This is a genomic window from Hominibacterium faecale, assembly GCF_020734085.1.
In the GTDB taxonomy this organism is placed as follows: Bacteria; Bacillota; Clostridia; order Peptostreptococcales; family Anaerovoracaceae; genus Hominibacterium; species Hominibacterium faecale.
In genome coordinates, this window is sequence record NZ_JAJAGH010000018.1 from 19,323 (window position 1) to 45,976 (window position 26,654).

General features: G+C 46.0%; 28 protein-coding genes and 1 tRNA gene. 27 read left to right on the forward strand and 2 right to left on the reverse strand.

Features of this window, described 5'->3' with window-relative positions:
- Positions 1 to 206: 206 nt before the first annotated feature.
- The 11 genes from LG211_RS18680 to LG211_RS18730 all read left to right on the forward strand — a co-directional run bounded on the left by LG211_RS18680 (position 207) and on the right by LG211_RS18730 (position 10,314).
- Entirely contained in the window at positions 207 to 1,445 is a 1,239-nt protein-coding gene (locus tag LG211_RS18680) for a pyridoxal phosphate-dependent aminotransferase (protein WP_269478185.1), read from the forward strand.
- Positions 1,446 to 1,919: 474 nt separating this feature from the next.
- Positions 1,920 to 1,993 (forward strand) — tRNA-Gly (locus tag LG211_RS18685).
- Between the two features lie 205 nt (positions 1,994 to 2,198).
- Entirely contained in the window at positions 2,199 to 2,411 is a 213-nt protein-coding gene (locus LG211_RS18690) for a cold-shock protein (protein ID WP_148396148.1), read from the forward strand.
- Positions 2,412 to 2,566: 155 nt separating this feature from the next.
- A complete protein-coding gene (locus LG211_RS18695) occupies positions 2,567 to 3,358 on the forward strand; it encodes a MerR family transcriptional regulator (RefSeq protein WP_253020371.1) in 792 nt (263 codons plus the stop codon).
- A gap of 35 nt (positions 3,359 to 3,393) precedes the next feature.
- Complete coding sequence (locus tag LG211_RS18700) at positions 3,394 to 4,119, forward strand: ABC transporter ATP-binding protein (RefSeq protein ID WP_148396150.1); 726 nt, start codon at positions 3,394 to 3,396, stop codon at positions 4,117 to 4,119.
- The gene (locus LG211_RS18705; RefSeq protein ID WP_465250816.1) at positions 4,109 to 4,855 is read left to right on the forward strand and encodes an ABC transporter permease; all 747 of its coding nucleotides are present in this window, start codon (positions 4,109 to 4,111) and stop codon (positions 4,853 to 4,855) included. The genes LG211_RS18700 and LG211_RS18705 overlap by 11 nt, the downstream gene beginning before the upstream one ends.
- A gap of 170 nt (positions 4,856 to 5,025) precedes the next feature.
- Entirely contained in the window at positions 5,026 to 5,766 is a 741-nt protein-coding gene (locus tag LG211_RS18710) for a TraX family protein (RefSeq protein ID WP_148396152.1), read from the forward strand.
- Between the two features lie 173 nt (positions 5,767 to 5,939).
- A complete protein-coding gene (locus tag LG211_RS18715) occupies positions 5,940 to 7,262 on the forward strand; it encodes an FAD-dependent oxidoreductase (RefSeq protein ID WP_269478186.1) in 1,323 nt (440 codons plus the stop codon).
- A complete protein-coding gene (locus LG211_RS18720; RefSeq protein WP_269478187.1) occupies positions 7,259 to 8,140 on the forward strand; it encodes a tocopherol cyclase family protein in 882 nt (293 codons plus the stop codon). The genes LG211_RS18715 and LG211_RS18720 overlap by 4 nt, the downstream gene beginning before the upstream one ends.
- 148 nt (positions 8,141 to 8,288) lie before the next feature.
- Positions 8,289 to 8,852 carry a TetR/AcrR family transcriptional regulator gene (locus LG211_RS18725; protein WP_269478188.1) on the forward strand — a complete coding sequence of 188 codons (564 nt, stop codon included), beginning with the start codon at positions 8,289 to 8,291 and terminating at the stop codon, positions 8,850 to 8,852.
- 103 nt (positions 8,853 to 8,955) lie between these two features.
- Positions 8,956 to 10,314, forward strand: coding sequence for an MATE family efflux transporter (locus LG211_RS18730; protein ID WP_269478189.1), 1,359 nt, complete (start codon positions 8,956 to 8,958; stop codon positions 10,312 to 10,314).
- 72 nt (positions 10,315 to 10,386) lie between these two features.
- Here the strand turns inward: LG211_RS18730 and LG211_RS18735 are convergent, their stop codons facing one another.
- Positions 10,387 to 11,358 (reverse strand): AraC family transcriptional regulator, encoded by a 972-nt coding sequence (locus LG211_RS18735; RefSeq protein WP_253020365.1) that lies wholly within the window; start codon positions 11,356 to 11,358, stop codon positions 10,387 to 10,389.
- 167 nt (positions 11,359 to 11,525) lie between these two features.
- On the opposite strand from LG211_RS18735, the gene LG211_RS18740 reads away from it, so the two are divergent.
- From LG211_RS18740 to LG211_RS18795, 12 genes are all read left to right on the forward strand, one after another.
- A complete protein-coding gene (locus LG211_RS18740) occupies positions 11,526 to 12,797 on the forward strand; it encodes an MFS transporter (RefSeq protein ID WP_269478190.1) in 1,272 nt (423 codons plus the stop codon).
- A 21-nt stretch (positions 12,798 to 12,818) separates the two neighbouring features.
- Positions 12,819 to 13,901 carry an amidohydrolase family protein gene (locus LG211_RS18745; protein WP_269478191.1) on the forward strand — a complete coding sequence of 361 codons (1,083 nt, stop codon included), beginning with the start codon at positions 12,819 to 12,821 and terminating at the stop codon, positions 13,899 to 13,901.
- A 37-nt stretch (positions 13,902 to 13,938) separates the two neighbouring features.
- Positions 13,939 to 15,606 (forward strand): amidohydrolase, encoded by a 1,668-nt coding sequence (locus LG211_RS18750; protein WP_269478192.1) that lies wholly within the window; start codon positions 13,939 to 13,941, stop codon positions 15,604 to 15,606.
- 2 nt (positions 15,607 to 15,608) lie between these two features.
- Positions 15,609 to 16,085: a DUF3237 domain-containing protein gene (locus LG211_RS18755; protein WP_253020360.1), complete on the forward strand. Its 477-nt coding sequence runs from the start codon at positions 15,609 to 15,611 to the stop codon at positions 16,083 to 16,085.
- Positions 16,086 to 16,102: 17 nt separating this feature from the next.
- Complete coding sequence (locus LG211_RS18760) at positions 16,103 to 16,582, forward strand: DUF3237 domain-containing protein (protein WP_253020359.1); 480 nt, start codon at positions 16,103 to 16,105, stop codon at positions 16,580 to 16,582.
- 15 nt (positions 16,583 to 16,597) lie between these two features.
- Entirely contained in the window at positions 16,598 to 17,818 is a 1,221-nt protein-coding gene (locus LG211_RS18765; protein WP_269478193.1) for a saccharopine dehydrogenase family protein, read from the forward strand.
- A 643-nt stretch (positions 17,819 to 18,461) separates the two neighbouring features.
- A complete protein-coding gene (locus LG211_RS18770) occupies positions 18,462 to 18,674 on the forward strand; it encodes a DUF3791 domain-containing protein (protein ID WP_148396164.1) in 213 nt (70 codons plus the stop codon).
- Complete coding sequence (locus LG211_RS18775) at positions 18,671 to 19,054, forward strand: DUF3990 domain-containing protein (protein ID WP_269478194.1); 384 nt, start codon at positions 18,671 to 18,673, stop codon at positions 19,052 to 19,054. Before LG211_RS18770 ends, LG211_RS18775 begins: the two co-directional genes overlap by 4 nt.
- Positions 19,055 to 19,144: 90 nt before the next feature.
- Complete coding sequence (locus LG211_RS18780; protein ID WP_148396165.1) at positions 19,145 to 19,372, forward strand: hypothetical protein; 228 nt, start codon at positions 19,145 to 19,147, stop codon at positions 19,370 to 19,372.
- A 268-nt stretch (positions 19,373 to 19,640) separates the two neighbouring features.
- Positions 19,641 to 21,620 (forward strand): thioredoxin domain-containing protein, encoded by a 1,980-nt coding sequence (locus tag LG211_RS18785; protein ID WP_269478195.1) that lies wholly within the window; start codon positions 19,641 to 19,643, stop codon positions 21,618 to 21,620.
- Positions 21,621 to 21,705: 85 nt separating this feature from the next.
- Positions 21,706 to 21,942, forward strand: a complete 237-nt coding sequence (locus tag LG211_RS18790) for a YdbC family protein (protein WP_148396167.1) — start codon at positions 21,706 to 21,708, stop codon at positions 21,940 to 21,942.
- Between the two features lie 68 nt (positions 21,943 to 22,010).
- Positions 22,011 to 22,166 carry a hypothetical protein gene (locus LG211_RS18795; RefSeq protein WP_227755590.1) on the forward strand — a complete coding sequence of 52 codons (156 nt, stop codon included), beginning with the start codon at positions 22,011 to 22,013 and terminating at the stop codon, positions 22,164 to 22,166.
- A 36-nt stretch (positions 22,167 to 22,202) separates the two neighbouring features.
- On the opposite strand, the gene LG211_RS18800 is transcribed toward LG211_RS18795, so the two are convergent.
- The gene (locus LG211_RS18800; protein WP_265333498.1) at positions 22,203 to 22,400 is read right to left on the reverse strand and encodes a DUF378 domain-containing protein; all 198 of its coding nucleotides are present in this window, start codon (positions 22,398 to 22,400) and stop codon (positions 22,203 to 22,205) included.
- A gap of 86 nt (positions 22,401 to 22,486) precedes the next feature.
- Between LG211_RS18800 and LG211_RS18805 the strand changes: the two genes are divergently transcribed.
- The 4 genes from LG211_RS18805 (at position 22,487) to LG211_RS18820 (ending at position 26,614) form a co-directional block, all read left to right on the forward strand.
- Complete coding sequence (locus LG211_RS18805) at positions 22,487 to 24,151, forward strand: nucleoside kinase (RefSeq protein ID WP_148396169.1); 1,665 nt, start codon at positions 22,487 to 22,489, stop codon at positions 24,149 to 24,151.
- A gap of 27 nt (positions 24,152 to 24,178) precedes the next feature.
- Positions 24,179 to 25,081, forward strand: a complete 903-nt coding sequence (locus LG211_RS18810) for a PfkB family carbohydrate kinase (RefSeq protein WP_269478196.1) — start codon at positions 24,179 to 24,181, stop codon at positions 25,079 to 25,081.
- Positions 25,078 to 25,698 (forward strand): lactate utilization protein, encoded by a 621-nt coding sequence (locus LG211_RS18815; protein WP_148396171.1) that lies wholly within the window; start codon positions 25,078 to 25,080, stop codon positions 25,696 to 25,698. The genes LG211_RS18810 and LG211_RS18815 overlap by 4 nt, the downstream gene beginning before the upstream one ends.
- A 94-nt stretch (positions 25,699 to 25,792) precedes the next feature.
- Entirely contained in the window at positions 25,793 to 26,614 is an 822-nt protein-coding gene (locus tag LG211_RS18820) for a PhzF family phenazine biosynthesis protein (RefSeq protein WP_269478197.1), read from the forward strand.
- The last annotated feature ends 40 nt before the right edge of the window (positions 26,615 to 26,654 follow it).

Consider the following 26,654-nt stretch of genomic DNA (forward strand, 5'->3'; position numbering starts at 1 on the left):
TTATCGCCATAGTTGAAAATTTTCATACTGTCAATTGCTTGTAATTCATATGACTTGTGGTATAATGTTCGCATGGATTTATACGGCGTTGCCGAAAGGAGGCGAACATTGAAATACGGCTCGACATAGCTCGGGTATTATAATGTTCGCGTGGATTTATACGGCGGTGCGCTGCTGTAGTGTTTGATGAGGTAATGAGGTGAAATATGTCAGATTATATTTTAGCAAAACAAAACGGAAGAAAAATCCCTTTAGAGGATAAAATATTTGGTATCAGCAATCGGGCGAAGAAGATGATTGCGGAAAAGGGCGCCGGACAGGTAATCAATGCTACAATTGGTTCGCTGCTGGATGACGACGGCAATCTGGTTGTGCTATCTTCAGTGGCAGAAGCGGTAAAGGAGCTTGAACCTGTTGATTTTGCCGATTATGCACCCATCGGCGGTATTCCACAGTTTCGCGAGGCCGTAAAAAAAGCAGCTTTTGGAAGCTTTCAGCCAAAACGTTTTACCGAGGCGGTTTCAACGCCTGGAGGCACAGGCGCAATTCGAAATGCCATCGCCAATTACTCGGAGCCGGGCGACAAGATTTTGACATCTGATTGGCATTGGGCTCCCTATAATACGATCGCCGGCGAAATGGGCCGGACCATTGACACTTACCGGATGTTTGACGAACAGGGCAGATTTAATGGAGCTGCTTTTGCTGAAAAGGTTGAAGAACTGTCTGAGGCGCAGGGAAGCTTAGTAATTATTTTAAACACGCCGGCTCACAATCCCACCGGCTATTCACTGACACTGGAAGATTGGGACCGAGTGATGGATTCGATCAAGTCGGCGGCTGTAAAGGCGGAAAGCATCGTGCTTTTGGTGGATGTGGCTTATATTGATTTTGCAGGAGATGAAGAAGAGTACAGGAGATTTCTGCCTAGGCTGGAAGCTGTACCTGAGAATGTTCTTCCCATCATCGCTTATAGTTTATCCAAAACATACACGCTTTATGGCACCAGATGCGGAGCAATGATCTGTATGGCGCAGACCGAAGCTATTGCGGCTGAGTTCAAACGCGTATGCGAGTTTTCATCAAGAGGTTCCTGGTCCAACAGCGCCAAACTGGCTCAGGTGATTTTGTCGAAAATCTATGGCGATCCTGAACTCTTGAAAAAAGTTGACCAGGAGCGCGCTGGCTATCGTGAGATGCTCATTAAGAGAGGGCGTGCTTTTGAAGAGGAAGCAAAAAAAGCAGACTTAGAGATTGTTCCTTTTGATGCAGGCTTCTTCGTATCAATTCCTTGTGAACGTCCGGATGAAATCAGCAAACAATTGGAAAACCAAGGACTTTTCATTGTTCCTTTGGCAAAAGGTCTGCGCGTATCGATAGCATCTGTATCAGAAGCTGCCTGCAGAAAGATTCCGGGAATGGTCAAGGCAGCAATGGAAAAATAAAGAGATTTGTTTCATATCGGTTGCGTTTTTCGGGGATGAGTGCGCGCAGAAAATGTAAATTTGTCCCTTTTATATTCGAAACTCGGTGTTTTTATGGTAATGTCCATATAAAATTTGCTTTTTTGACCCATTTTCAGAGGGTGGAAGCTGATTTGTAAATTTTTTAGTTTTAGTTAGTGCAAACTTATGACTATGAATTGCTGATATACAACAAACTAATTGAGATTAAGGTTGAATACATGAAAAACAGGGCGTTTTTATATGGACATTCGTCCTGATTTTGTTCATTTCGAATATAAATCCGCAAATAAACGGAAAAAAGCCAAGAACTCCCAAGATTTTGCCGCAGCTGTCGAATAGAGGCTAGAGTCAGAAAATTTTTAATAGAAGACGAGCTTTTTCTAAAAAGCCTATTTGACTATCCGATAAATATTGGTTATAATAAATAACAGTTTATGAAAGAAATATAATTTTGCGGATGTGGTTCAATGGTAGAACTCCAGCTTCCCAAGCTGGCGACGAGGGTTCGATTCCCTTCATCCGCTCCATGTTGAAAACCCGCCAAAGCGCGGGTTTTTCATTATATTTAAAATACCCTTGACAATCGCCAGCTTCCATGGTATATTAAATACATATTCTAAATGTCGCATTGTCTCACATGTTTTTGTAAGTCACTGGTTCATTCGATGATTTACAAAAGCATGTGTTTTTTTGTCTAACAGTTGGGGTATAATAAAAAATGGAGGTGCCACAATGAATAATGGTACAGTAAAATGGTTTAATGCTGATAAGGGATTTGGATTTATTACGAATGATGATACAAAGGAAGAAGTTTTTGTTCATTTTTCTGCGATTCAGGGAGAGGGATATAAGACCCTTGCTGACGGACAGAACGTAACCTTCGATACAGAAGCGGATCCGAAGAACAGTCAGAAAGTAAGAGCGATCAACGTATACGCAGCTTAACCTCCGCTATGGAGAAGGCCAGCACTAGTTGATGCATCCAAATACAAGCCCTGGAAGATTGAATCTTTCGGGGTTTTTTCATAGAAAAAAAGCAAACCCTACATTTTAACACCAGGGTTTGAGAATCTGTCATAATCGGGAAGGAGGTGCAAGAAATGAACACATTTAGAACCAATGAAGTGGCAAAAATGATCGGGATTCATGTAAATACGGTCCGGCTTTATGAGGAATGCGGCCTAATCCCAAAACCCGAGCGTCAGGAAAATGGCTACAGAATTTTTACCGATCTGCATATTGAACAATTTCGGCTGGCTCGTAAGGTCTTGCAAACCGAAATCCTGCAAAACGGACTTCGTAAGCTGGCTGTATGCATCGTTAAGACTTCAGCTGCGGGAGATTATGATAAAGCTGAGGATCTGATCGGGCAATATGTTGAACGGGTAAATGCAGAGGAAGAGAAGGCAAATGAAGCAATCAAAATTGCCAGAAAGATACTTTCAGGCATTGAAGGAAATTGTGAAATAGAGGATAAAACCTATTCGCGAAAAGAAGCAGCCGATTTTCTGGAGGTGTCTATCGATACACTTCGAAACTGGGAATTGAATGGCCTTTTTACCATAAAACGCCGTCAGAATGGGTATCGGGTTTATACAGAAGCGGATTTGCAGGGGCTTATGATCATCCGCTCACTGCGATGCGCAAACTATTCCCTCGCTGCAATATTGAGAATGCTGCGGGCATTGTCAAGCGATCCAAAGGCGAATATTCTGGAAATCATCGATACGCCGGAATTAGATGACGACATTATCACCGCCTGTGATCGGCTGCTGACTTCATTAAAAGAGGCGAAAGACAATGCGCTGTTTGCAGCCCAACAAATTAAAAAATTGAAGAGGATGACCAGCAATAAGCCTACACTTACCCACCAGAGCGACGGAACATGCTAGTCTTTATACACATCAACATAAGGAGGTATAAAGACATGGATCAAACAATCCAAATTTCCGGCCTGAGCAAATCCTACGCCGGAAAGAACGTAATCGATCATCTCAGCATATCGGTTGCGGCAGGTGAAGTATATGGGCTTTTGGGGGCCAATGGGGCAGGGAAGAGTACCACCATCGAGTGCGTCCTGGGAACGAGAAGCGCTGACAGCGGCATTGTGCGCATCCTGGGGGTTGGCCCGCAAAAAAAACGTAAACAACTTTTTGAGCAAGTGGGCGTTCAGTTTCAGGAGGCTAATTACCCGGATAAAATCAAGGTCAAAGAGCTGTGCGAAGAAACAGCCTGCCTTTACAAAACACCTGCAGACTATGTGCAGCTGCTGGATCGGTTTGGCTTGATAGAAAAGAAAGGTGCCTTTATCAGCGAATTGTCAGGGGGGCAGAAACAAAAACTGTTTATTGTTTTGGCATTGATACCGGACCCGAAAGTCGTCTTTTTAGATGAGCTGACGACCGGCCTGGATCCTAAAGCACGGCGCAGCGTGTGGAAAAGCCTGCTGGAATTGAAAGCGCAGGGGCTAACCATATTTTTGACTTCTCATTATATGGATGAAGTCGAGGTGCTTTGCGACAGAATCGGAATACTGAAAGCAGGAAAGCTGATTTTTACCGGTACAGTACGAGAAGCGATGGAGCAGAGCGCCTGTTCCAAGTTTGAAGATGCCTATCTATGGTTTAGCGGAGAGGAGGCCGATGATGAATAAATTCCTTACCATGCTCAAAACAGAGCTGAAACTATCATTCCGGGGAATGGATATGATTATTTTTGCTCTGATTATGCCATTGGTTGTTACCGTTATTCTGGGAATGATTTATGGAGAGGAGCCGGCAGCTGCAGGTGCAGAATACACGTTTTTGCAGCAATCCTTCGGAGCATTGTCCTCCATTGCCATATGTGCCGGAGGCGTTATGGGGCTCCCCCTGGTTGTATCTGAGTATCGACAGCAAAAAATTCTCAAACGTTTTAAAGTGACACCGACAAGTCCTGCATTGCTGCTGGCTGTTCAGGCAGCCGTATATGTGCTCTACTCGCTGTTATCCCTGCTCTTGATTTTCGTAACAGCATCCTGGTTCTTTGGATATAGGTTTACGGGGTCTGCGGGGCTGTTTCTATGCGCATATTTTCTGGTCATGTTATCAATGTTCAGTATCGGCATGCTGGTTGGCGGCCTATCTCCCAACGGAAAAATTGCCGGTGCTGCGGCCAGTATTCTCTATTTTCCGATGATCATTTTTTCAGGGGCTACCCTGCCTTATGAGGTGATGCCCTCTGTATTACAAAAAGTTGCCGATCTTATGCCTTTGACACAAGGCATTAAGCTGCTCAAGTCCTCGTCTCTCGGGTTGCCGGTAGAATCCGTATGGCTGCCAGCGTTCATTATACTCGCCTGCCTGCTCATTTGCGGCGGAATCTCGATCCTGTTTTTCAAATGGGAATAAACGCTGCGGTGTTTGTTCTTTTGAAGCTTTCACAGCTCAAAATCAGCATGTCCAACATCGGACGCTCATAGGAAAATCATAAAAAATTAATATTTATATCCTGCAATGTTAATAAATGTATGATAGGATATAATCAATATAGATGAAAGACTGGAAAGGAATGTTTGGACATGCAAAAAATAGGATTGAATTCATTTCAACTGAAATTTATCGCACTGCTTTTTATGACTTTGGATAATGTGGACATCCTCTTGAACCAGGAGCCGTTTCCATACTACCATATTTTTTCCAGATTTGTGGGAGCCCTGTTCGCCTATTTGCTGGTGCAAGGCTTTTTCCACACTTCGGACCGGACCAAATATTTTATCCGTCTGGCTGCGGCAGGAATTATCATGTGGGGCGGAAACAAGCTTGTGGCGTATCTGACAGGTAATGATGCTCCAATCGGCCATAGTATGTTCCTGACCTTGGCTGCCGGATTTGGGGCCATGTGGGTCTTTGAATGGTCGCGAAAGCAGGCTGAAACCATACAGAGCAAGCTGGTGGCATTTACAGCGGGAGCGATTATCTGTGTCATGGCCATGATGTATACAGAAGGTGGGTTTTATATTATTCCGGTCATTGCGGCCAGCTATTTTCTTTACAAAAAGAGATGGCTACTGTGCCTGATATTGATTGCCATTGGCGCAGTCCTTGCTTTTACCAGCCTTACTTACAATTCCTCCGGCGAGATCGAGTGGGAGCTGTTCTTTGCAGTAAACTGCGACTGGGCGATGGTGAGCGTGATTCCCTTTATCCTGCTGTATAACGGCAGAACGGGTCCGAGAAACGGATTTTCCAAGTGGATGTTCTACGTCTATTACCCGCTCCATATCTGGGTATTTACAGTGATAGGCACGTTTTTGCAATAAAAAAACATACAGACAGCGCTTCAACGGGGCGCTGTTTTCTTTTGCAAAAAAAGGCCGGCCTTTTGCTTGCAGTTAAAGGAATCCTCACTGATAAGGATGATTCATGGGTCTTTTGTTCATACTAAGGCTGAGGTGGAATTATGAATAAGGGAAAATCAATTTGGCAGGAACAAATGAGACCAATCGAATATCCTCGGCTGTCACGGACTATGAAGCGGGAAGCCGTGGTCATCGGAGGCGGTTTGGCCGGAATCCTGACCGCCTACTTTCTTCAAAGCAGAGGCATGGATGTGGCGGTCCTGGAGGCGGACCGAATTGGAAGCGGACAGACGGAAAACACAACCGCTAAAATTACCATCCAGCATGGAGCCGTGTATCACAAATTATTATCCTGGTTCGGAAAAGATGGGGCGGGTGAATACGCGCGCCGCAATCAGCAGGCGATCGAGGACTATGAGCAGATTGTACAAAAAGAAAAGATCGATTGCGATTTTAAACGATTGCCTTCGTTTTTGTATACGATAAAGCAGCGGGAAATTTTGCGTCAGGAGGAAAGAGCCGCCAGGTCCCTGGGTATTAAATGCAAAGTCAAAGGCGACACAGAACTGCCCATTGAGATTGCAGGAGCATTGGAGTTTTCTGATCAAGCCCAGTTTCATCCGCTCAAATTTCTTACTGCTGTCAGCCGGGGCCTGGAGATTTACGAGCGGACGCCGGTCCTGAAAGTGGAAGGAAACCGGATTTTTACTCCCAGGGGCGGCGTGCTGGCGCAGACGATTGTATTTGCATCCCATTACCCCTTTATCAATCGGCCGGGATACTATTTCATGCGCATGCATCAAGAGCGAAGCTACGCGGCGGCCCTGGAAAACGCCCAACCCCTGGAAGGAATGTATTATGGAATCGATCAAGACGCAGGCTGGTCCTTCCGCAGTGAGCAGGATCGCCTGATCATCGGCGGCGGCAATCATAGAACTGGGGACATGCCTGAGGAGGATCCGTATGAGAAGCTGCTAGCCGCATCAAAAGAATTTTGGCCTGGCTGCCGGCCAGCAGCATGTTGGTCAGCTCAGGACTGTATGACAGCCGACCAGGTTCCCTTTATCGGCAGGTTTTCCCGCCGCACGCCCGGCTGGTATGTGGCAACGGGATTTAATAAATGGGGAATGACCCATTCAATGGCAGCAGCCAGGCTTCTGACAGAAGAAATTTTGGACCAGCGGGATGAGAAAGAAAGCATCTTCAGCCCGCGCAGATTCAAATGGTCCAAGGAGCCCTTTTCTATGCTCCGGGATGGGGCCATCACCAGCAAGAACCTCTTTATGGCCTGGGCGGGAGCATCTCCCAAATGCCCTCATTTGGGATGCCGTCTCGACTGGAATCCTTTTGAAAAGACGTGGGAATGCCAATGCCACGGCTCCCGCTTCGATAAAGACGGAAAGCTGCTTGCCGGACCGGCTCAAACCCGCTTGATACAAAAAGGAGAGAAGCGATGAGTCACTTTCATGGAACCGGAAAGCGAAGCGCTTATTTTGAAGGATGGTATTTCAAGCAAACTGGAGAAGACGGTACCGCAGCGTTTATCCCCGCGTTTCATATCGATGAAGCGGGGAACCGGTGGGCCTCTATGCAGATCATCACTCAGGAGGCTTCGTTTGGACTGGAGTTCAGCAACCAGGACTTTCACGCAGCGCAGAGCCGTTTTCTGGTTGAGATCGGCATGTGTAGATTCTCCAAATCGGGCTGTCGTTTAGATGCCAAAGCCGGGGAGCATTCTGTAACTGGCATTTTGAACTTTGAAGAAAGAAAAAAGCCAAGGTACGATATCATGGGACCCTTTGCCTTAGTGCCCTTCATGGAATGCCGCCATAAGGTAATCAGTCTCCACCATAAGGTAAGCGGCCAACTTTCCATTGATGGAAAACGATATCGTTTTCAGCAGGGCCTGGGTTATATTGAGGGGGATCGTGGAAGCTCCTTTCCCTCCGAATATCTTTGGACCCAATGCTATTGGGAAACAGGGAGCATCATGCTTTCCATTGCGAAGATCCCGTTTGCCGGGCGATCATTTACGGGCTGCGTTGGTTTTATCTATCTCAATGGGAAGGAATACCGGCTTGCAACTTATCTGGGAGTAAAGCTGATAAAAGTGACCAAGGAAGAAATTCAGATATCCCAGGGCGGATTGCAGCTGGCGGTTCGTCTGATCGAGGAAGCTGCCCATCCGTTGAAGGCGCCCCAGGGGGGGAGCATGGGTCGTATCATCCACGAAAGCCCTTCCTGCGCCGTTTTCTATGAGGTTCGCAAAGACGGACAAGTTATATTAGAGCATTATAGCCAAAACGCAGGATTTGAGTGGGCGATGGACGGCTAGGCTATCTCGGTACTGGCTGGCGGTTGCGGGTTGTGCTGGGGGCAGCTATGGAGTATTCGGGGGGGGGCGAATGTCAAACGGGGGTATTGACAAGAAAGCGAAAAGGATATAATATTAAACATGAGTTCAATATTGAAAGGCGGAATATATGCCACAGGTACTGAAAGATGAGATAAGGGAAAAAATTCGAAAGGCGGCGGAGGAAGAGTTTTACGAAAAAGGATTTTCTAAGGCAACGATGCGTAAGATTGCTGAAAAAGCAAGCATTCCAGCTGGTTTGATCTATTCTTACTATTCCAGTAAAGATGCGCTTCTCCAAGCGGTTTTGCAGCCGGTTATCTACGACTGGAAAAAGGTCCTCACTTCAGGGAATCAGTATCATGAGGGCGGAGGAGCTGACTGGCTCAGCAGAGAAGAACGGAACTGCCTTCAGACGCTGCTGCATGATAGACAGGCATTCATCATTATGATGGACAAATGCAGGAATACCAAGTATGAAGAGGAAAAAGAACGTCTGATCGAGGAGATCGAAAACCATCTCAATTTGCATAAGGAGCAGATTTCGGATTATGACCCAGTGTATATACATATTATCGCCAGTAATTTTGTGGACGGACTTTTGCAGATTATGTACCATTACAAAGGAGAAGAATGGGCAATGAAACTTTTGAATAAATTAATAACTGCATACTTACAAGGAATCGGCATCTAGGAAGGTGCCTTTTTTTATTGAACAATATTGAACGATTGTTTAATATTAAATGCAGAGAACTTTCCATTAAATGGTAATTCTGCAGTAAACAGGAGGAAATTTTATGATGACAAGAAATGAAGAAAAAGTAAGTGTTCTAAAGACCGAGCGTGTGCCGAAAGCACTATTGAAACTGGGAATACCAACCATGACGGGTATGCTGATATCGGCACTTTACAATGCGATAGACGCATACTTTGTGGCCGGACTGGGTATTGCGCAAATGGGTGCCGTTTCAGTTGTTTTTCCCATTGTCCAGCTTATCATCGGACTGGGAATGATGTTTGGAGCTGGAGCTTCCTCCTATATATCCAGGCTTTTGGGAAGTCGGGATTATGTGCAGGCGGGAAAAACAGCATCAACAGCATTGCTGTCTGGCCTGCTTTTCGGCGGTATTTCCATTATCCTGATTTTGCTGTTTTTGGATCCGGTACTGACAGGACTGGGGGCTACTGGTACGATTCTTCCGTATGCACATGCATATGCAAAGATTTATGTCACAGGTTCGATTTTAAATATTTTTACTGTCACGATGAACAACTTATTGACTGCCCAAGGCGCTGCAAAATATACAATGATCGCTATGGCCAGCGGCAGCCTGGCCAATGTCATACTGGATCCGATTTTCATCTACGGTTTGCATTTGGGAATTGAAGGAGCTGCAATTGCCACGATTTTGTCTTTGTGTTTCAATGCAGCGTTTTACATCAGTTTTTTAGCAAAAGGAAAAGGTGTACTGCAAATTTCTTTAATGCTGTTTTCACCTAGGAAAGACATTTACAGCCAGATTCTCAAAATTGGGGTGCCGGTGCTGGCCTATCAGCTCTTTACGAGTGCATCTTTAGGCTTGACCAATATCGCTGCGAAAAGCTATGGGGACTATGCGGTGGCAGCGATGGGAGCGGTTACCAGAACCATGACTGTCGGAAGCTATGTGGTCTTCGGTTTTATGAAAGGGTATCAACCTTTTGCTGGATTCAACTACGGAGCCAAGCAGTACGAACGATTAAAGAATGCAACCCGGCTTTGTCTGTGGGGTGCGACTTGCTTTTGTGTGATCCAGGCGATGGTTTGTATCTTTTTTGCTGAGCCAATCATCCGTTTTTTCGGAAGTGATCCGGCGATGATCGATCTGGGAATACAGGCTTTGCGGGCGAATGGGGCTCTGTTTATCACATTTGGGCTGCAAATGGTATATGCATCCTTGTATCTTTCTGCCGGTAAGAGTTTGGCAGGCAGTATTCTCAGTCTGGGCAGGCAGGGAATCTTTTTCTTCCCTCTGATTATTGCATTGCCGCTTCTTTTGGGGATCCAGGGGCTCATCTGGGCCCAGCCTCTTGCGGATTTGTGCGCCTCGGTTGTTGCGTGTATATTTGCGGTACAATTGGATAAGAGGCTGCACATTCCTGCACAAAAGAAATGAGGTATCTGCAGAGCATTCAACAACCTATTTTTCTGACACTGGCGCGTTGACACGATGGAATCCGTGCGCTTGCTATGCTCCCACTTCCAGCATAAGCTTCGAAAAATACTCCGCAGCATAAGGCTCAATGATTCTATGTGCCTCTTCCTTGGATATGGCGATGATTTCATCCTTGACTTTAATATAGTTCTGAAACCACTTACGGTACTGGCTGGGCGTCTGGCCCCAGGCCAGCTTAAAATGTTTGTAAAAATATTTGTCGTCTGAAAAGCCGCAGCGGTTGGATATGTCGATCACGGACAGATCCGTAGTTAAAAGCAGAGACTGGGCGGCGAAACAACGCATGTAGCCAATCATATTACTGAAGCTGCCATACGGTGATTTTTTTATGAATTGGGAGAGATAGTTTTCATTGATATGCACGGTTTTCGCCAGTTCGGAAATCGTCACTTTACGTCTGAAATTGGTTTGACAATAAGAGGAAATCGCCTGAAACCGTTCCCTTATTTCGTCATTGCTGTTGGGATAGATGTTAATGTAATTGAACCAATCAAAATAATTCAAAAGAATCGATATGATTTTATTGGCAGCAGCGGCGCATTCTTTTTCCGAGAGAGCGCCCTTTTTGCTGTGCAGATAAGCGATTGACAAAATAAGATTTTTAATTTGCTGCAGCGGAGCCTGCTGGTAGGGCTTGCAAGTGCTGTCCTCACATGCGAAATAAACAAACTGGAGGTAGGACCAGGGAATGTAAACTTTTTTCAGATTGATATGAAGCATAACAATTAAATTATCGCAGCTGGAATAGAGGCAATGGACATCTTCAAAATCAATGGTGAACATTTGGCCCTTTTTGAGCGTGATAAATTCATGGTTGCAATGGATATCGACTTGGCCGTCAAGACAGTAAACAAGCTCAACAGCATCGGCGTGGTAGTGTACGGAAGTATGCCTGATTTTGCAGATGTCGATGGAAACCACCGAACCGTTCCTGTAATCAGGCAATTGTTGTTTTAAGTCCAAAATTTTGTTGATTTTACGCATAGCGCCCTCCTATCAGTATACTGTTAGTATATAAAAAAAGTTAAATGCCGTCAAATCTTATATAAAATTATTGAATTGTAACAAGAAATGCCGGTTGTTACCTTAAAGTCAGAATAGTAGGATAATAATACAAAGCAAAGCTGCTCGAAAATTAAGGAGGTAACAAGATGAACAACAAAATGAAGCTGAGGGATGAGAACGGGAAAGTATACTTTGGCTGGTATATTCTCATCATGTCTGCAATCGTCGGAACTCTAATTTATAACGGAATTATTTCCACATCGGGCGTATTTCTATTGCCGGTTACGACGGAGCTGGGAATCCCTGTGGGGGCATTTTCCTTCTACATTTCCATTTTATCGATCGCCAATATTATTACACTGTATTTTATATCCAGAAAGCTGAACAAAGGAAACATGAAAAAGATCATGCTCATAACAGGAGCCTTGGGTGCTTTGTCCTTTGTGGGGTTCGCCTTCAGCACGCAGATCTGGCACTTCTATTTATTTTCCATCCCAATGGGAGTTTGCTTCGGCGCATGCACCATGACACCTTGCACGATTTTAGTCAGTAATTGGTTTGGGCCAAAGGTAAGAGGAAAAGCAATGAGCTTTTATATTGCAGGGGTTTCCTTGATCGGTATGCCGGTTATTAATCTTTTAAACTATGTGATCTTAGGAAACGGCTGGAGAGGCGGATATGTTTTCTGTGCGGTCGGCGTGCTGATCTGCCTGCCTCTGATGGCAAAGCTGGCAGTCTGGAGCCCGGCCGATAAAGGCGTAGCAAGAATGGGAGATGAAGAGGAGGCGGTTGAGGCAGGACCGGTGGACCCGGATGCGACTGCCGGATACACCGCAAGAGAAGGGCTTAAAAAATCCGCTGTATGGATTGCGCTCCTTTCATGTTTATTCGTTACATTAGCATCCAGCTCCATGCTGCAGCACGGTATCCCGACCCTCATAATGTCAGGACAGTCTCCGGCAATCGCGACCTTTATTTCATCACTAATTTCCATTGCCCTCATCGGCACCAACATCATCATCGGCTGGGCAACGGACCGGTTTGGCGTTCAGTTCGGCGCCGTAGCAACATGCCTTTTGTTCGCCGTCGGCGTATTGGGCTATGCCATGGTGGGAACCATCCCGGGCCTGATGTATCCTGCGATTCTTCTTTACGCCTTTGGCGTGCCTGCGGTCAATACGGTTTCACCTCTGATTATCGCCTACATATGCGGAGAAAAAGCAATCCAAAAATTTATCAGCTACATGAATATGCTGATCGCCGTAGGCGGAATCTTCGGCGCAACAGTTGTGGGATTGCTGTTTGACGCAACAGGCGGCTATAAAATCCCATGGCTGATCATGGCGGCGGTATTGCTGATCGCGGCAATCATGAGAGCTGCGGCAACCTCGAAAATGAACAAGTATGCAGCAGAATAACTGGAGAAAGAGATCAGGAAAATGAAAGCAGATATTATTATAAAAAACGGCAGGGTGTTTTCCGCGGAAAAAGCCGATTGCATTGCGATCGGTGAGGGGAAAATCATCAAAGTCGGCACTGAAAAAGACATGAAGGATTATGAAGATAAGGGCGCAACGATCCTTGACGCAGAGAGAAACAGCGTGATCCCCGTATTTATCGACGCTCATCTGCATGCGTCCTCCTGTACGGAACTCTTTAAAACAAAACTGATGTATGGTTTTGAAAGACATGAAGGGGAAGGCAGGCAGGAATACATTGATCGAATGGTGACGGAAATCAAGGCGTATTGCGACTCGAAACCGGACGCCCCGATCATCCGGATCGTTGGCTGGAACCCTGCGGAGTTTCAGCAGGACCCGGAAGGCGAGCCGACCTGCAAAGATCTTGATAAAATATGCGAAGATAGGCCGTTAACCATGAGGTCCTATGACCATCATTATCTGCTGGTCAATAGTAAAGTGCTGGAAAGGGCCGGAATAACACAGGATACGGAAGACCCTTCAGGCGGCATGAAACGGGATTCGGACGGGAACCCCACCGGACTTTTTCGGGAAATGCAGGCCATAAACATTGTGTTTGACCATTTGGAGCTGGCGGACTTCTCTGTTGAAGAATACAAGGAAGGTCTGCTGGCCTTCCAGGACCAGCATGCGCTGCCCAACGGAATCATGGGGATCTTCGACGCATATGCCAGTAAAAATGCCATGGCTGCCTATCAACAGCTTGCAAAAGCAGGGGAATTGAAAATAAGGGTGCGGACCGCATGGCTGGCAGATCCGGGAAAAGATGACAGCCAGTTTGACCGGATGATCGCGGAAAAAGGCAAATATGATGTGGGCGATGACTTTAAAATTGAAACCATCAAGTTCTTTTGCGACGACGGCCTGTTTGGGTTTTATATGAATGAACCCTTTGAAAAAGAGATTTTAAGGGTTCACGGATTGCAGCAGGATTACAGAGGGTCTTCCCAGTGGTCCGATGAAAGGTTGAAAGCTATTGCGATTTGGAGAAAACAGACGAAATGGAACTTGAATTCACGAAAATCACCCATCGTATTTTGAAAGGTGAAATTCTGTAAATCATTTGGGAGAAAGCAAAATGAAGAAATACATAATAAAAAATTCCAGGATATGGACAGCAGATGAAAAACATCCATGGGCGGATTGCATTGCGATCAAGGATAAGCGCATCGAATATGTGGGAGCTTATGAGGACCTCAATGCCGATGAAGATTTCGCTGAAGTGGATGCGCAAGGGAAGATGATGATTCCTGCATTTCTTGACAGCCATACCCATGTGGCCGCCACAGCGAAAACCCTATGGTGCCTTCTGCTAGAAAAGAAGGAATACGGCTCCATCGATGCGGTCATGGAAGTCGTTAAGGAATACGCATTGGAACATCCAAAAGAGGAGGCGCCGTACATATATGCCTATTCCTGCCCGACCTATCTCATGGATGTAAGTTATGCGGACCGGTATTTTATGGATCAGTATATTTCAGACCGGCCTGTGCTGCTCTGCGATATGAATTTTCACCGGTGCCTGGTGAACAGCAAGATGCTGGAGCTGATGGAAGTGGATGAGACGGTGGAATACGACCCTTCCACATCCTGCAATTATGAAAGGTTTGAAGGAAATATCCCAAACGGCATCATTCAGGAGCGCGCATTTGAGTTCCGACATGACATTGAAAAAATGTTTGAAAAACTCAATTGGTACCCGCCGTCAGAATCAGACCCGGAAATCTTGAGCAGGGTGTTTGAAAAAATGACAGACTATGGCATCTGCGGGCTCCATGACGGGTTTTCTGATTCAGAGGATGTCTTTGCAGGCGTTAAGGCTCTTGAGAATCAGGGCAGGCTGAATCATTATTACCATACGATGCCATTGATGGCCAGTTTTTCGGATCTTGAAGAAACGATCAAAACGGCCAAGGAATGGGCGGCCAAGTATAACGATGATTTTATTCGGGTCGACAGTATCAAGTATTTCCTGGACGGAACCAATGAATTGGGGACAGGGGCTGTGCTAGAGCCTTTTGTCAATGACCCCAATAATTTTGGCAAGATCAATATGTCGGAGGAGGAACTTACCCAGGTATTTGAGCGGCTGAACCAAGAAAGCCTGAGTATCCAGATCCATCTGGTCGGCGACCGCTCTTTCCGAACAGCCCTTAATGCTGTAGAACGCGCGCAGGAGCAGGAACGAAAAAAAGGCAGGGATTTTACCATCCGCGTAACCTTGCTCCATTGCGAGCTCATACATCCTGACGACAGAAAACGTGCCGCAAAGCTGGGCGTATATATTAATTTCACACCAATCTGGGCAGGCGGAGCCTTTGGAGACGGTGCAAAAAAATATCTTGGCGAAAGACGATACAATAGCATGTATTCCTTTAATGAAGTGATAAAATCAGGGGCAACTGTAAACTTTTCGGCAGATGTGGTCGATGAGGAAAGTCTTCCTGAAGCAGAGCCGCTTGTGGGAATTCAAGTAGGTCATACGAGAAAAGAGGTGGGCCCGGAGAGTCCGGTCAGAGAGCCGGCCGATGAGTGTCTGTCGCTGGAAGACCTGCTGAAAGGTTATACCATAAATAATGCAAAGGGAATGGGTATCGCGGATAAAACGGGAAGTCTGGAAATGGGTAAAATGGCGAATCTATGTATTCTATCGGGCAATCTATTTGAGACACCCGCAGAGGACATACATAACATAAAGGCTGAGGTTGTTATCTTTGAAGGAAATGTGGTCAGGGGGGAGTTATAGCTATGGAAATGAAAAAGTATCCTTTGCCTGCTCCCAAATTTGAAAAGCTGTTTCGGGCCGAAGTGCTGCTTGGCGATGTGTATCCCCTTGGAAACATTGGCGGAGGCTATCAGGAGATTGTAGCGGTCACTGGCGGCAGCTTTGAAGGGAGCATCCATGGAGAAATTATGAGTTTCGGCGGCGACTGGGGCCTGCTTTATGACGATACGGTAAACAACCTGGACACCAAATACCTCCTTAAAACGGATGACGGAGCATATATTTCTGTTCATTGCAGGGGACGGCTGATTATGAGTCTGGAGGACATGCAGAAATCAGATGAAGGGCTTTTAGCGGAAGAGGATTACTATTTCAGGCAGAGCATCAGCTTTACAACAGGGGCCGATCCATATCGCTGGATGAACGAGATTGTCGCTGTCGGCATTTCTGCTATCACGGATGACGGAAATATTTGTCTGGATGTATATAAGCTTATATAATAGAAAGGAAAGATGGTATGAAAAATAGAATGAAACTGCCCAAAGCGGAGCTGGAGCATCTGTTTTATATTGAAGTGGATCTGCATCAGAATCTATATGAAATCGGGGATGTGGGGCGGGGAGATCTGGTGATCTGCCCGATCGCCGGCGGAAGATTTGAAGGTAAGATAACGGGAGAAGTGCTGAATTTCGGTGCGGACTGGAACCTGATGTATCCAAACTATTTGAATTGCGTGGATACGCGATATCTTCTGAAGACGGACGATGGCGCGCTGATTTCGCTGACAACCATTGGCAGAGCAGTAATCAAACCGGAACAGGATGAAGCCATGGAGCGGGGCGAATATGTGGACCCGGCGGACTACTATTTTAGACAGCATCTGCTGTTTGAAACCGGGGACGAAAGATATGACTGGATAAATGGCGCCTGCTGTTTTGGGGTGCTTGGGTGCAAGGATGAATGGACGATTGTATATGATGCATATATGGTGAAATAAAAGGAGTGAATAAACATGAAAAAGATTTTAGTATTAGGAACAGGAGCGCAAGGCTCGACCGTAGCGCAGAGAATGGACGAGGAACCCAATGTAAGCGAAATCATCTGTGCGGACTACGACAAAAAAGCAGTTGACGAATTGGTGAAAATTTTAAACAAAGCAAAAGGCATGATCGTGGATGCCAATGACGTCGACAGCATCATCAAAGCGGCGGATGGCGTGGACCTGATCGTAAACGCGCTGCCCATCGCCTTTGCACCAAATGTTTTGGAGGCGGCAATCGCTGTGAAAGCCAACTACCAGGACTTTGCGGCCACCGATGTTTTGGATACCTGGTGGCCGAAATGCGTAGAAATCATGTATGAAGATTATGGAAAGCGTTTCGCGGAGATCGGCAAGATGGCGATTATCGGTACCGGCTCCGCACCCGGAATGATGTGCGTAGCGACGAAAAGCTGCATGAGATACCTGGACACTTGCGATGACATTCTCATGATGGTTTACGAAGGCGTGGAGGCCAAGCGTTTCCTGCCATTCTGGTGGTCGCCCTTTACGGCTCTTTCCGATATGATCGACCCGACTTTTGCCCTCAAAGACGGCGTTCTGGTGGAAACAGAGCCCCATAGCCTGCCGGTAACAAGAAACTTCAAGGGCTGCGCCGCGCCGGTGACCCTGGTGGAACACGCCCATGACGAAACGGTTTACATGGGACTGAACAAAGATACCCACTTCAAGGGAGCAAAGAATATTAACTTTAAGTACGGCGGCGTAGGAATCAACTTTTCCACTCCGCTCTACCGGGCGGGCCTGCTTTCCAGAGAAGAAGAGACTTACAAGGGCCATACCTTCGTGCCATTTGATGTCATTGTATCCCACTTGCCGCCTGCGCCAAAGTTTAAGGAAGAAATCAAGGAAATCCTGGACGAGGGCCTTGTAAAGGATGAGGGCGCGTTCGTAATCGAAGCCACCGGAACCAAGGACGGCAAGAAGGTTATGGTTGAAACTTACTTGTACGCTCCGGGCTGTGTGGAATCCTTTGAAAGAGCCGGCATCACAGGCGAAATGTATTTGACCGGACAGTGCGGCTCCCTTTTTACAAAGATGTTTGTAAACGATGACTACACCCAGACCGGGCTCATTTCCTCCGATATGCTGACCTATGAGGAATGCGACCTGTATCTGGACTATGCGAAAGCCTTGGACATCACTCTGGAAACGGAAGTGAAGCCTCTATAAAACATAATTACGGTTAGGGAAGAAACCTGGCTGGTTTGCTGGGTTTCTTTTCGTTTACAGTCCTGGGAGGGGCTGCGGCTGAGATGACTCCCGGGCGGGGCGGTTTAGCGCGACTGGAGCGGGGCGCCTTTTCTTGATCTGGTGTGGCCCTCATAGAAGCTCTTCGGGAAAAAAGCAAAAAAATCATCCAAAATTTACGCAGTTTTCAACGGCCGCAGCCTCTTGAAATGAGCTTTCAGCAACCATCCGCGCCTTTTCTCGATCAGAGGCCCCGCAATCCCACAACTTTGCGTAAAGAATGCAGATTTTTACAGAAGTTTTCCGGGAATCTGCGGCCGTGGCGGTTGGGATAGAATGGTAAGAAAGCTATTAATACTGAATGTGAAAATAATTGGAGGGAATAGAATGAAACAAATTATGATGAACGAAATGAATTTCAGCATATTCCGCTCTTTGATTTTCTTGACAGCAAATTTCCTAAAAATGGATGTAAACACGATTGTTCTCTATTAGAAAAATATTGCAACACAAAAAACTTGATGCGTTAGTCCTTAAAAAATGGTTTGAGAAGCATGGTGTTTTTAGTTAAACGAAACGAATTATTTGTGATATACTATATTTGAATCAAGAAAGGAGAACAGCGATGTTTAAAAACATAATGGACGAAAATTTAATCGTCGTGGCTGCGGTAGAGGGCTATGCTCGTAAGCACAGTATGGACGAAAAGACCGTCTTCGAAATCTTTCATAAATTTAATCTTTTGCATTTGCTGCGCTCTCAATATGAAGTCCTCCATACACAGGATTTGGATGAAAGCGTTTTTTTTGCCGAAGATGTGATAAAGAGGAACAAATGATGAAGAAACTGACATTATATCACGGATCGAATCAAAAATTCGATGTTGTTGATCTTTCAAAATCACGGGACAAACGAGATTTCGGGCGGGGATTTTATATGACAACACTACAAGAACAGGCGGAACATTGGGCAGAGAATATGTATATCCGCTATGGTGGTGAAGGCCAGTATATTTATGAATTTACCTTAGAGATGCCAGATGATCTAAAAGTAAAAATATACCAGGGACTCTGTGAAGAGTGGCTGAACATGGTAAAAGCAAACCGAATGGAAGGTAATGTTCAACACGAGTATGATATTGTTTGCGGCCCTGTTGCAAATGATAACACCATGAGAACGATTGCACTGAGGGTATCTATACTGTGGATATGGCTTTAGAGCAATTAAAGTTTTTCAAGGCAAATGATCAAGTTTCCATTCATACGGAAAGTGCACTTGCGTATCTCACGTTGGAAGGGAGGCGCTCCATTGAAAGGTAAATATATTTATCGAGGGCAAGATATCACATTGGATGTGCTCATGAAAATTGAGCATGTTGTTCGCATCCTTTCCGAAAGGGAAGGGAGAGAATTTGATGATATGTATCAGGATTTTTTAGGATCAAAGACATATGCCGCATTGAAAAAGATGGAATCCCTTTTGTGGGCTGAGAGCGCAGAGTTTATCGCCGATGAATATGATCGCGAAACGCATTAAAACAGTGAAGGAAAACATTAAAAGCAAAGATGGCAGAGGCTAAAAAATGATTAAACTACAAATAAACCCAAAAGTATATGGTAATCTTTTATACATCTATCAGTGATTTCTTTAATCTTTGAAGATCAGTTGAATAAAGAATAAAATACAAGAAGTTCAAAAATAGAGCTTGCCTTTCAGGCTCTATTTTTAATTCTCCCAAAACCGGGTATCAATAAACCATCTTCGGAAACACTAATACAAAATGTCAAAAAAGGTGGTACCCATCATGGAAAATAAACTTATAAACGAAAAGTCCCCGTATCTTCACCAACATGCAAACAACCCGGTGAACTGGTACCCGTGGGGCGAAGAGGCCTTCCAAAAAGCAGAACAAGAAGACAAGCCGATCTTCCTTTCCATCGGCTATTCGACCTGTCACTGGTGCCACGTGATGGCCCACGAATCCTTTGAAGACCAGGAAGTTGCCCAGCTTCTCAACGATGGCTTCGTTTCCATAAAAGTGGACCGGGAGGAGCGTCCGGATGTGGATGCGGTATATATGGCCGTCTGCCAGGCTCTGACCGGATCCGGCGGCTGGCCCCTGACCATTATCATGACGCCAAAAAAAGAACCGTTCTTCGCAGGAACGTATTTCCCCAAACGGGGAAAACGCGGCCAGGCCGGTCTGATCGAGCTGCTTACCTTTATCCAGGAAACCTGGCAGGAGAACAAAAGCAAGCTGATCTTGGAAGGGCATAAAATAACCAACTTCATAAAAGAACATGCACAAGAGACCGCAGCAGGAGGCGCAGACGACGAGGACTTGATGGAAAAAGCCCGGGACTACTACAAGCAGACCTTTGATGCACGATGGGGCGGATTTGGCCCCATGCCGAAATTCCCTTCGCCTCATAATCTTTTGTTTCTGATGGAAACAGGGGGAAGCGAAGAATTGGGTATGGCCCAAAAGACGCTGATCCAGATGTATCGGGGTGGTCTGTTCGACCACATCGGCGGCGGATTCAGCCGCTATTCAACCGATGAACGGTGGCTGGCGCCCCATTTTGAAAAAATGCTCTACGACAATGCGCTGCTGATTCTGGCATATGCCAAAGGTTATGAAAAGACCGAAAACCAACTGTATAAGGAGATCGTCCAGCGGACAGTTCAATATATCGAGCGGGAGCTGACGGATGAAGAAGGCGGTTTTTATTGCGGACAAGACGCGGACAGCGAAGGTGAAGAGGGAAAATACTACCTTTTTACTCCCGGCGAAATCATCCAAGTGCTGGGCGAAGAGGATGGCGGCGCATTCTGCCGGCAATTCGACATCACGGCCGCCGGTAATTTTGAGGGAAAAAGCATTCCCAACCGGATTAAAGATGCCCAATATGAGCAGATGCCGTCCAAAGACCAGGTGGAAAAACTGTTGGAATATCGGAAAAAGAGGACCTGGCTGCACAAGGACGATAAAGTGCTGACGGGTTGGAACGGCTTGATGATCGCAGCGCTGTGCAGAGCGTCGAGATTGATGAATGAGTCTCAGTACCTTGAGCTGGCAGAGGCGGGAGCACGTTTTATCTGGAACAATCTGCAGCAGGACGGATATTTAAAAGCAAGATGGCGCCAGGGAGAAGCCGCCCATGCAGGAACACTGGATGACTATGCATTTATAGCCTGGGGCCTGCTGGAGTGCTATCGGAGCACCCTGGAAGCCGACTATTTGGAACGTGCCATACAGATTGGAAAGCGAATGACGGAGCAGTTCTTTGATTGGGAAAATGGCGGCTGCTACCTGTACGGTAAAGATAGCGAACAGCTGATTATCCGCCCCAAAGAGGCATATGACGGTGCGATGCCGTCGGGAAATTCTGTTGCTGCCCTGGTGATGGACCAGCTGGCTTTTTATACCGGCGAGGACAGCTGGCGGCAGGCGCGGGAAAAACAATGGGACTTTATGAGGGGAAAAGCGGCAGGACATCCTGCGGCGCTTAGCTTCTTTCTTTGGCAAATGGAAGAAGAACAGAGCTCCAGCCAGTTGATCTGTACTTCGCAGGCGGCGCTTCCTCCACAAAGCTTTCAAAACTGTAACGTGAAGATTCTGCAGGTTACAGAAGAAAACCGGAAAAAAATGCTCACAATCGCCCCGTTTCTAAGCCAATACCCAATCCCGGAAAAAGAGGCTTCCTATTACCTTTGCAGAGGGCAGCGATGCGAAAGTCCGGTCAGCAGCTTGAAAGAATTGGAAGAAAAATACAATTTATGATTGACAAAATATGTAAATTAAAATATAATATGGATGCGGGTAAAAAGGGGCCCGCATTCATTCTGGGAAAGGAGATACATAGAAAATGCATGATAATGAAAGAAGCGAGATCGTATTTGAGATCAAAGAACAGATTGGTGTGATAAAGCCGTATCCTACCGGCTGGAACAAAGAACTGAACCTGGTATCATGGAACGGTAATCCCGTAAAATATGATATAAGGGATTGGGATCCGGAGCATGAACATATGTCCAGGGGAATTACACTGCATCCGGATGAGATGCGTAAGATTGTTCAATTGCTCAAAGACCGGCAGGTATGAGGGAAAGACACATAATCGGGGGAAATGCATATAGTGATAGAAAAAGACTTTTTAGGAGGTATTTCCATATGAGATGCTATAACAAAAACGAAGAAGGCATTGAGCCTGCTCTGTTATTTTTCTTCTTGATCCTTGTGCTGATCTTCTGCAAACCAGGAATCGTCGGATGCGGCGATGAATGCTGCGAAAGAGAACCGGTATGTGAACCGTCCTGTGACTGTTAAACGCTTGCTTAGCACCAGTAAAAATTCCGTCTGTAATCAGACGGAATTTTTACTTCTATCAAAGAAGAATGAAATGGCATAAAGTCCGGCGAGCCCAACTACAGCGAAAATGATTTTGCTGATAAAGAGCAGGCTGTTCCCAAAGATTGCTGTGACCAGATTAAAGTTAAAGAATCCAATCAAGCCCCAATTTATTGCGCCGATGATGATCAGCGCAAGAACTAATTTTTTCAAAGTACTCACCCCTTTCAATAGGTATTTTGCCCATTTCTACATAAAATATGATATACTAATCAGTAATCGTTTAAGGAGGAAGTCACGTGAAGATTAAATTAAAAACAGGCCCAAAAGAGCCGGAACGTGAAATTGAAATAAAAAAACCTGTTCCCATAGAAGAATTAAAAGACACTTGGGGCAAAGAACTGCCCTATACAATTCTTGCTGCTAAGGTGGATAATAAAATAGAAGAGTTGACCATGATTGTTGACCATGACTGCAGTATCGAGTTTCTGGACATGCGCACGCAAGCTGCAAATCTGATTTATCAATACAGTCTGTGTTTGATTTATCTAAAAGCAATCGAGGATGTGCTGGGAAAGATACCTGTGGAAATTCAGAACTCTCTTAACAAAGGACTTTATACAGAAATTAAAACTGCCAGGGCCGTAACCGAACCGCAAGTGCGTGCTATTGAAAGACGGATGAAGCTGCTGGTGAAAGAGAACCGGCCTATTGTAAAAGAATCTGTATCCTGGGATCAGGCAATTAAGCTGCTGACCGAACGAGGTTATGAAGAAAAGATTCGAATTTTAAAAAATCACCCGGAGATTGAGCATCCCGTGTTCTACTGCCTGGATAATTATAAAAATTTCTTTTACGGAGCCATGGTTCCTTCAACCGGATATATCAAGTTCTTTGAGCTGGTAAAATATCGCCGCGGCGTTATTCTCCGGTTCCCCTATCCTTCTGAGCCCAACCGCATTCCGCCGTATGTGGATGAGAAAAAGCTTTGCTCTGCGTTTGGTGAAGCGAAAAAATGGCACAAGCTTTTAAAGATTTCTTATCTGGCCGATCTCAACGAAAAGGTTCGGGACGGAGAATATAAAGAAATCATTTTGCTTTCGGAAGCACTCCATGAGAAAAAGGTGGCCGAGATTGCAGACCAGATCACAAGAGGTAAAAAACGCATCATACTGATAGCAGGCCCGTCATCTTCCGGGAAAACTACTTTTGCCAGACGGCTGTGCATACAACTTAAGGTCAACGGGCTGGATCCGCTGTATATGGGTACGGACGATTATTTTGTAGAACGGAAGGACACTCCGCTGGATGAAGATGGGGAACCTAACTACGAAGATTTATCCGCCATTGACATCGATCTGTTCAACAGTAACATGAATGGCCTGCTCTGCGGCAAGCAGGTAGACCTTCCTACGTTTGATTTCATTGAAGGAACGAAGCTTTACGGCAAACGGATTACGTCGATCAAACCCCATCAGCCTATTGTCATAGAAGGGATTCATGCCCTCAACAAAGAACTGACCAAATATATATCGGAGGAAGAAAAGTTCCGCATTTATATCAGTCCGTTCACCCAATTGAATATTGACAGCCATAATCGGATTCCCACTACCGATGCCCGGATTCTGAGGCGAATGGTCAGAGATCATCTTTTCAGAGGCCATTCTGCAAAGATGACCATTGCTGACTGGCCCAAGGTACGCAAGGGGGAGGACAAAAATATTTTTCCATTTAATGGAGAGGCGGATGTGCTGTTTAATTCGGCATTGACCTATGAGCTGGCTGTTTTGAAAAAATATGCCCAGCCCCTATTGGAAGAAATCGATCGATCAGAGCCGGAATACAGCGACGCGCGGAGACTGCTCAAGTTTCTGACCTTTTTCGAGGCCATTGAGGAGGAATCGATCATTCCCAACAATTCGATCCTGAGAGAGTTTATAGGCGGAAGTATATTTGTAGAATGATTCATATAGGAAAAGGAGAAATATTGAATGAGCGAAATTACAGTAATTGGTGGAATTAAAGGAAATGTTGTAGCAAATGCACAAGAGCAGCTGATGGCTGCCCAGCAGAATGGAGGAACCATCTCCGTTTCGTACGGCGGAACAGGACGTAATATTGCGGAAAACCTGGGACGGCTGGGTGCTGCTACGGCTTTTGTGGGCGCAGCGGGAAATGATATCGTAGGCAGGGGGGCCAAGTTGCAACTGGAAGCCTTGGGGGTGGATACGTCTCAGCTGCATTTGATTGAAGGACAAAATACTGCCATGAATATCTCAATTCTCGATATTGTCGGCGATCTGGAATTTGGGGTGGAGAACATCGACGCGTACGGCTTGATCGATCTTGAGGCGATCGATCAAGCGCTGCCCATGATCAATAATTCTGAGATCGTGTGTGTGGATGGAACCTTGTCCGAAGGCGTTTTAACCTATTTGGCAGAAACGGTAGAAGTGCCGCTGTTTTTCGACCCGCATACGGAAGAGGACGCAACAAAAGTCAAAGAATTCATCGGCTCTTTCCATACCATCAAGCCCAATCGAGGAGAAGCGTCCGCTATCTGCGGCCTGGATATTTTCAGCGAAGACCAGTTGATGGAAGCTGGCAAATGGTTTGCTGATCAGGGGGTGAAACGTGTATTTATCACCATGAGCGGCGGCGGTGTCTATTATAAGGAAGGGATGAAGGAAGGAATTCTGCGGCCGGAGCAGGTGCTGCCTTTTGCCAATGAAGAGGGGGCCGGCGATGCTTTTTCCGCGGCTATCCTGGACGGAACGAGAAAGAACATGGATATAGAGGCGATTGCAGCATACGGAATGAAGGCGGCGGCCATCGCCTTGGAAAGTAAATGCGCGGTAAATCCGCTGATGAGTGAGAGGAGGATGCAGGAATGAATGAACACGTAAAAGAAGCCAATAAAAAACGGATCGAAGCCATTATTAAAAATCTAGAAACTCGAAACATGAGCGGTTACTATTGTGAAACCGCAGAGGATGCCAAGAATAAGATTTTGTCCATGATCAGCGAGGGCGACCTGGTTTCTTGGGGCGGATCGGCTTCTCTGGATGAGCTGGGAATTAAAAAAGAATTGAAAAACGTGCTGGACGGAACAGCTCCTTCCAAGGAGGAAGCCCTGGAAAACCGCCGCAAAGCGTTTATGGCAGATGTATATCTGACTGGAACCAATGCCGTTACTATGGATGGAGAGCTGGTCAATATTGACAAGACGGGCAACCGGGTAGCGGCCATGTGCTTTGGACCTAAAAAAGTCATTGTAGTGGCAGGAATTAATAAAATTGTTGAAAATGAAGATGCTGCTGTCGGCAGGATCCGGACAGAGGCCTGCGTGCCCAATGCCATTCGCTTGGGGTTGATGACACCGTGCGCAGTAACTGGAAAATGCGCCCACTGCCTGGGACAGTCCATGTGCTGCTATACTGTGACTACCAGAGCCAGCGCGATTAAGGACAGGATACATATTATATTGGTTAATGAACACTTAGGCTATTAAAGTCTTACGGCCCAGTGAACGCCTGTCCGCGTCTGCCCGCTGTTAGAAGCGGAGTGCGGGGCAGGCGTTTTGTTTAAATGAAAGGGAGGAGCCTATGCAAATTGAATATTATATTGTGGACGTTTTTACAAATGATAAGTTCGGCGGTAATCCGGCGGCGGTCTGCCTTTTAGAGGAGGCGATTTCCACGAAACTGCAGCAAAAAATTGCGTCAGAGATTAATTTGTCTGAGACGGCATTTCTCATTAAAAGGAGCGATGCCGGCGCGGTTTATGATCTGCGTTGGTTTACACCTAAAGTGGAAGTGGAATTGTGCGGCCATGCGACCTTGGCATCCGGATATGTTTTGTATGAGCAAGCAGGCGTGAATGCGGATGCGATCCGGTTCAACACCTTATCGGGCGTTCTTTCAGTTGCCAAAGCCCAAGAGCGCTTCTGGCTAACGCTGCCCAAAAGAAAACCCAGTCCGACAGGATGTTACAAGTCTTTTGCTTCGGCGTTTGGTACGGACAATTTTCAGACATTGAAAGCCAATGATTTTTTTCTGGTCTTTGATTCACCGGAAGAAGTGGCAGCGCTCGAGCCGGATTTTGAGAAGTTGAAGCTGGTGAAAGAAGAGGCGGGACTGGAGGATGACGTATTCGGCATCATTGTTACGGCCCGCGGCGGCGGATTTGGCTGCGATTTTGTTTCGCGATTTTTTGCGCCTAATGCAGGCATTAATGAAGATCCGGTTACCGGGAGAGCCCATAGCAGCCTGGTGCCGTATTGGTCAGACGTTCTGCATAAAAAGGATTTGACCGCAAAGCAGCTGTCGGAGCGGCGAGGAGATATCGCCTGCGTCAATAACGATGATGATACGGTGAGCTTGGGAGCGGAACTCCAAATCTTCTCCAAAGGGTACATTTTGCTTTAACAAGGTGATAGTGTTTTATCGGGTTTGGCTGGCCAGCCTG

Coding starts and splice junctions, on each gene's coding strand:
- LG211_RS18735 (WP_253020365.1), bottom strand. CDS start 11,358: ATGCGTAAAATCAACAAAATTTTGGACTTAAAACAACAATTGCCTGAT.
- LG211_RS18680 (WP_269478185.1), top strand. CDS start 207: ATGTCAGATTATATTTTAGCAAAACAAAACGGAAGAAAAATCCCTTTA.
- LG211_RS18775 (WP_269478194.1), top strand. CDS start 18,671: ATGATGAAGAAACTGACATTATATCACGGATCGAATCAAAAATTCGAT.
- LG211_RS18750 (WP_269478192.1), top strand. CDS start 13,939: ATGAAGAAATACATAATAAAAAATTCCAGGATATGGACAGCAGATGAA.
- LG211_RS18755 (WP_253020360.1), top strand. CDS start 15,609: ATGGAAATGAAAAAGTATCCTTTGCCTGCTCCCAAATTTGAAAAGCTG.
- LG211_RS18710 (WP_148396152.1), top strand. CDS start 5,026: ATGCAAAAAATAGGATTGAATTCATTTCAACTGAAATTTATCGCACTG.
- LG211_RS18730 (WP_269478189.1), top strand. CDS start 8,956: ATGATGACAAGAAATGAAGAAAAAGTAAGTGTTCTAAAGACCGAGCGT.
- LG211_RS18700 (WP_148396150.1), top strand. CDS start 3,394: ATGGATCAAACAATCCAAATTTCCGGCCTGAGCAAATCCTACGCCGGA.
- LG211_RS18765 (WP_269478193.1), top strand. CDS start 16,598: ATGAAAAAGATTTTAGTATTAGGAACAGGAGCGCAAGGCTCGACCGTA.
- LG211_RS18695 (WP_253020371.1), top strand. CDS start 2,567: ATGAACACATTTAGAACCAATGAAGTGGCAAAAATGATCGGGATTCAT.
- LG211_RS18785 (WP_269478195.1), top strand. CDS start 19,641: ATGGAAAATAAACTTATAAACGAAAAGTCCCCGTATCTTCACCAACAT.
- LG211_RS18810 (WP_269478196.1), top strand. CDS start 24,179: ATGAGCGAAATTACAGTAATTGGTGGAATTAAAGGAAATGTTGTAGCA.
- LG211_RS18820 (WP_269478197.1), top strand. CDS start 25,793: ATGCAAATTGAATATTATATTGTGGACGTTTTTACAAATGATAAGTTC.
- LG211_RS18740 (WP_269478190.1), top strand. CDS start 11,526: ATGAACAACAAAATGAAGCTGAGGGATGAGAACGGGAAAGTATACTTT.
- LG211_RS18760 (WP_253020359.1), top strand. CDS start 16,103: ATGAAAAATAGAATGAAACTGCCCAAAGCGGAGCTGGAGCATCTGTTT.
- LG211_RS18720 (WP_269478187.1), top strand. CDS start 7,259: ATGAGTCACTTTCATGGAACCGGAAAGCGAAGCGCTTATTTTGAAGGA.
- LG211_RS18790 (WP_148396167.1), top strand. CDS start 21,706: ATGCATGATAATGAAAGAAGCGAGATCGTATTTGAGATCAAAGAACAG.
- LG211_RS18725 (WP_269478188.1), top strand. CDS start 8,289: ATGCCACAGGTACTGAAAGATGAGATAAGGGAAAAAATTCGAAAGGCG.
- LG211_RS18770 (WP_148396164.1), top strand. CDS start 18,462: ATGTTTAAAAACATAATGGACGAAAATTTAATCGTCGTGGCTGCGGTA.
- LG211_RS18795 (WP_227755590.1), top strand. CDS start 22,011: ATGAGATGCTATAACAAAAACGAAGAAGGCATTGAGCCTGCTCTGTTA.
- LG211_RS18690 (WP_148396148.1), top strand. CDS start 2,199: ATGAATAATGGTACAGTAAAATGGTTTAATGCTGATAAGGGATTTGGA.
- LG211_RS18745 (WP_269478191.1), top strand. CDS start 12,819: ATGAAAGCAGATATTATTATAAAAAACGGCAGGGTGTTTTCCGCGGAA.
- LG211_RS18715 (WP_269478186.1), top strand. CDS start 5,940: ATGAGACCAATCGAATATCCTCGGCTGTCACGGACTATGAAGCGGGAA.
- LG211_RS18815 (WP_148396171.1), top strand. CDS start 25,078: ATGAATGAACACGTAAAAGAAGCCAATAAAAAACGGATCGAAGCCATT.
- LG211_RS18705 (WP_465250816.1), top strand. CDS start 4,109: ATGATGAATAAATTCCTTACCATGCTCAAAACAGAGCTGAAACTATCA.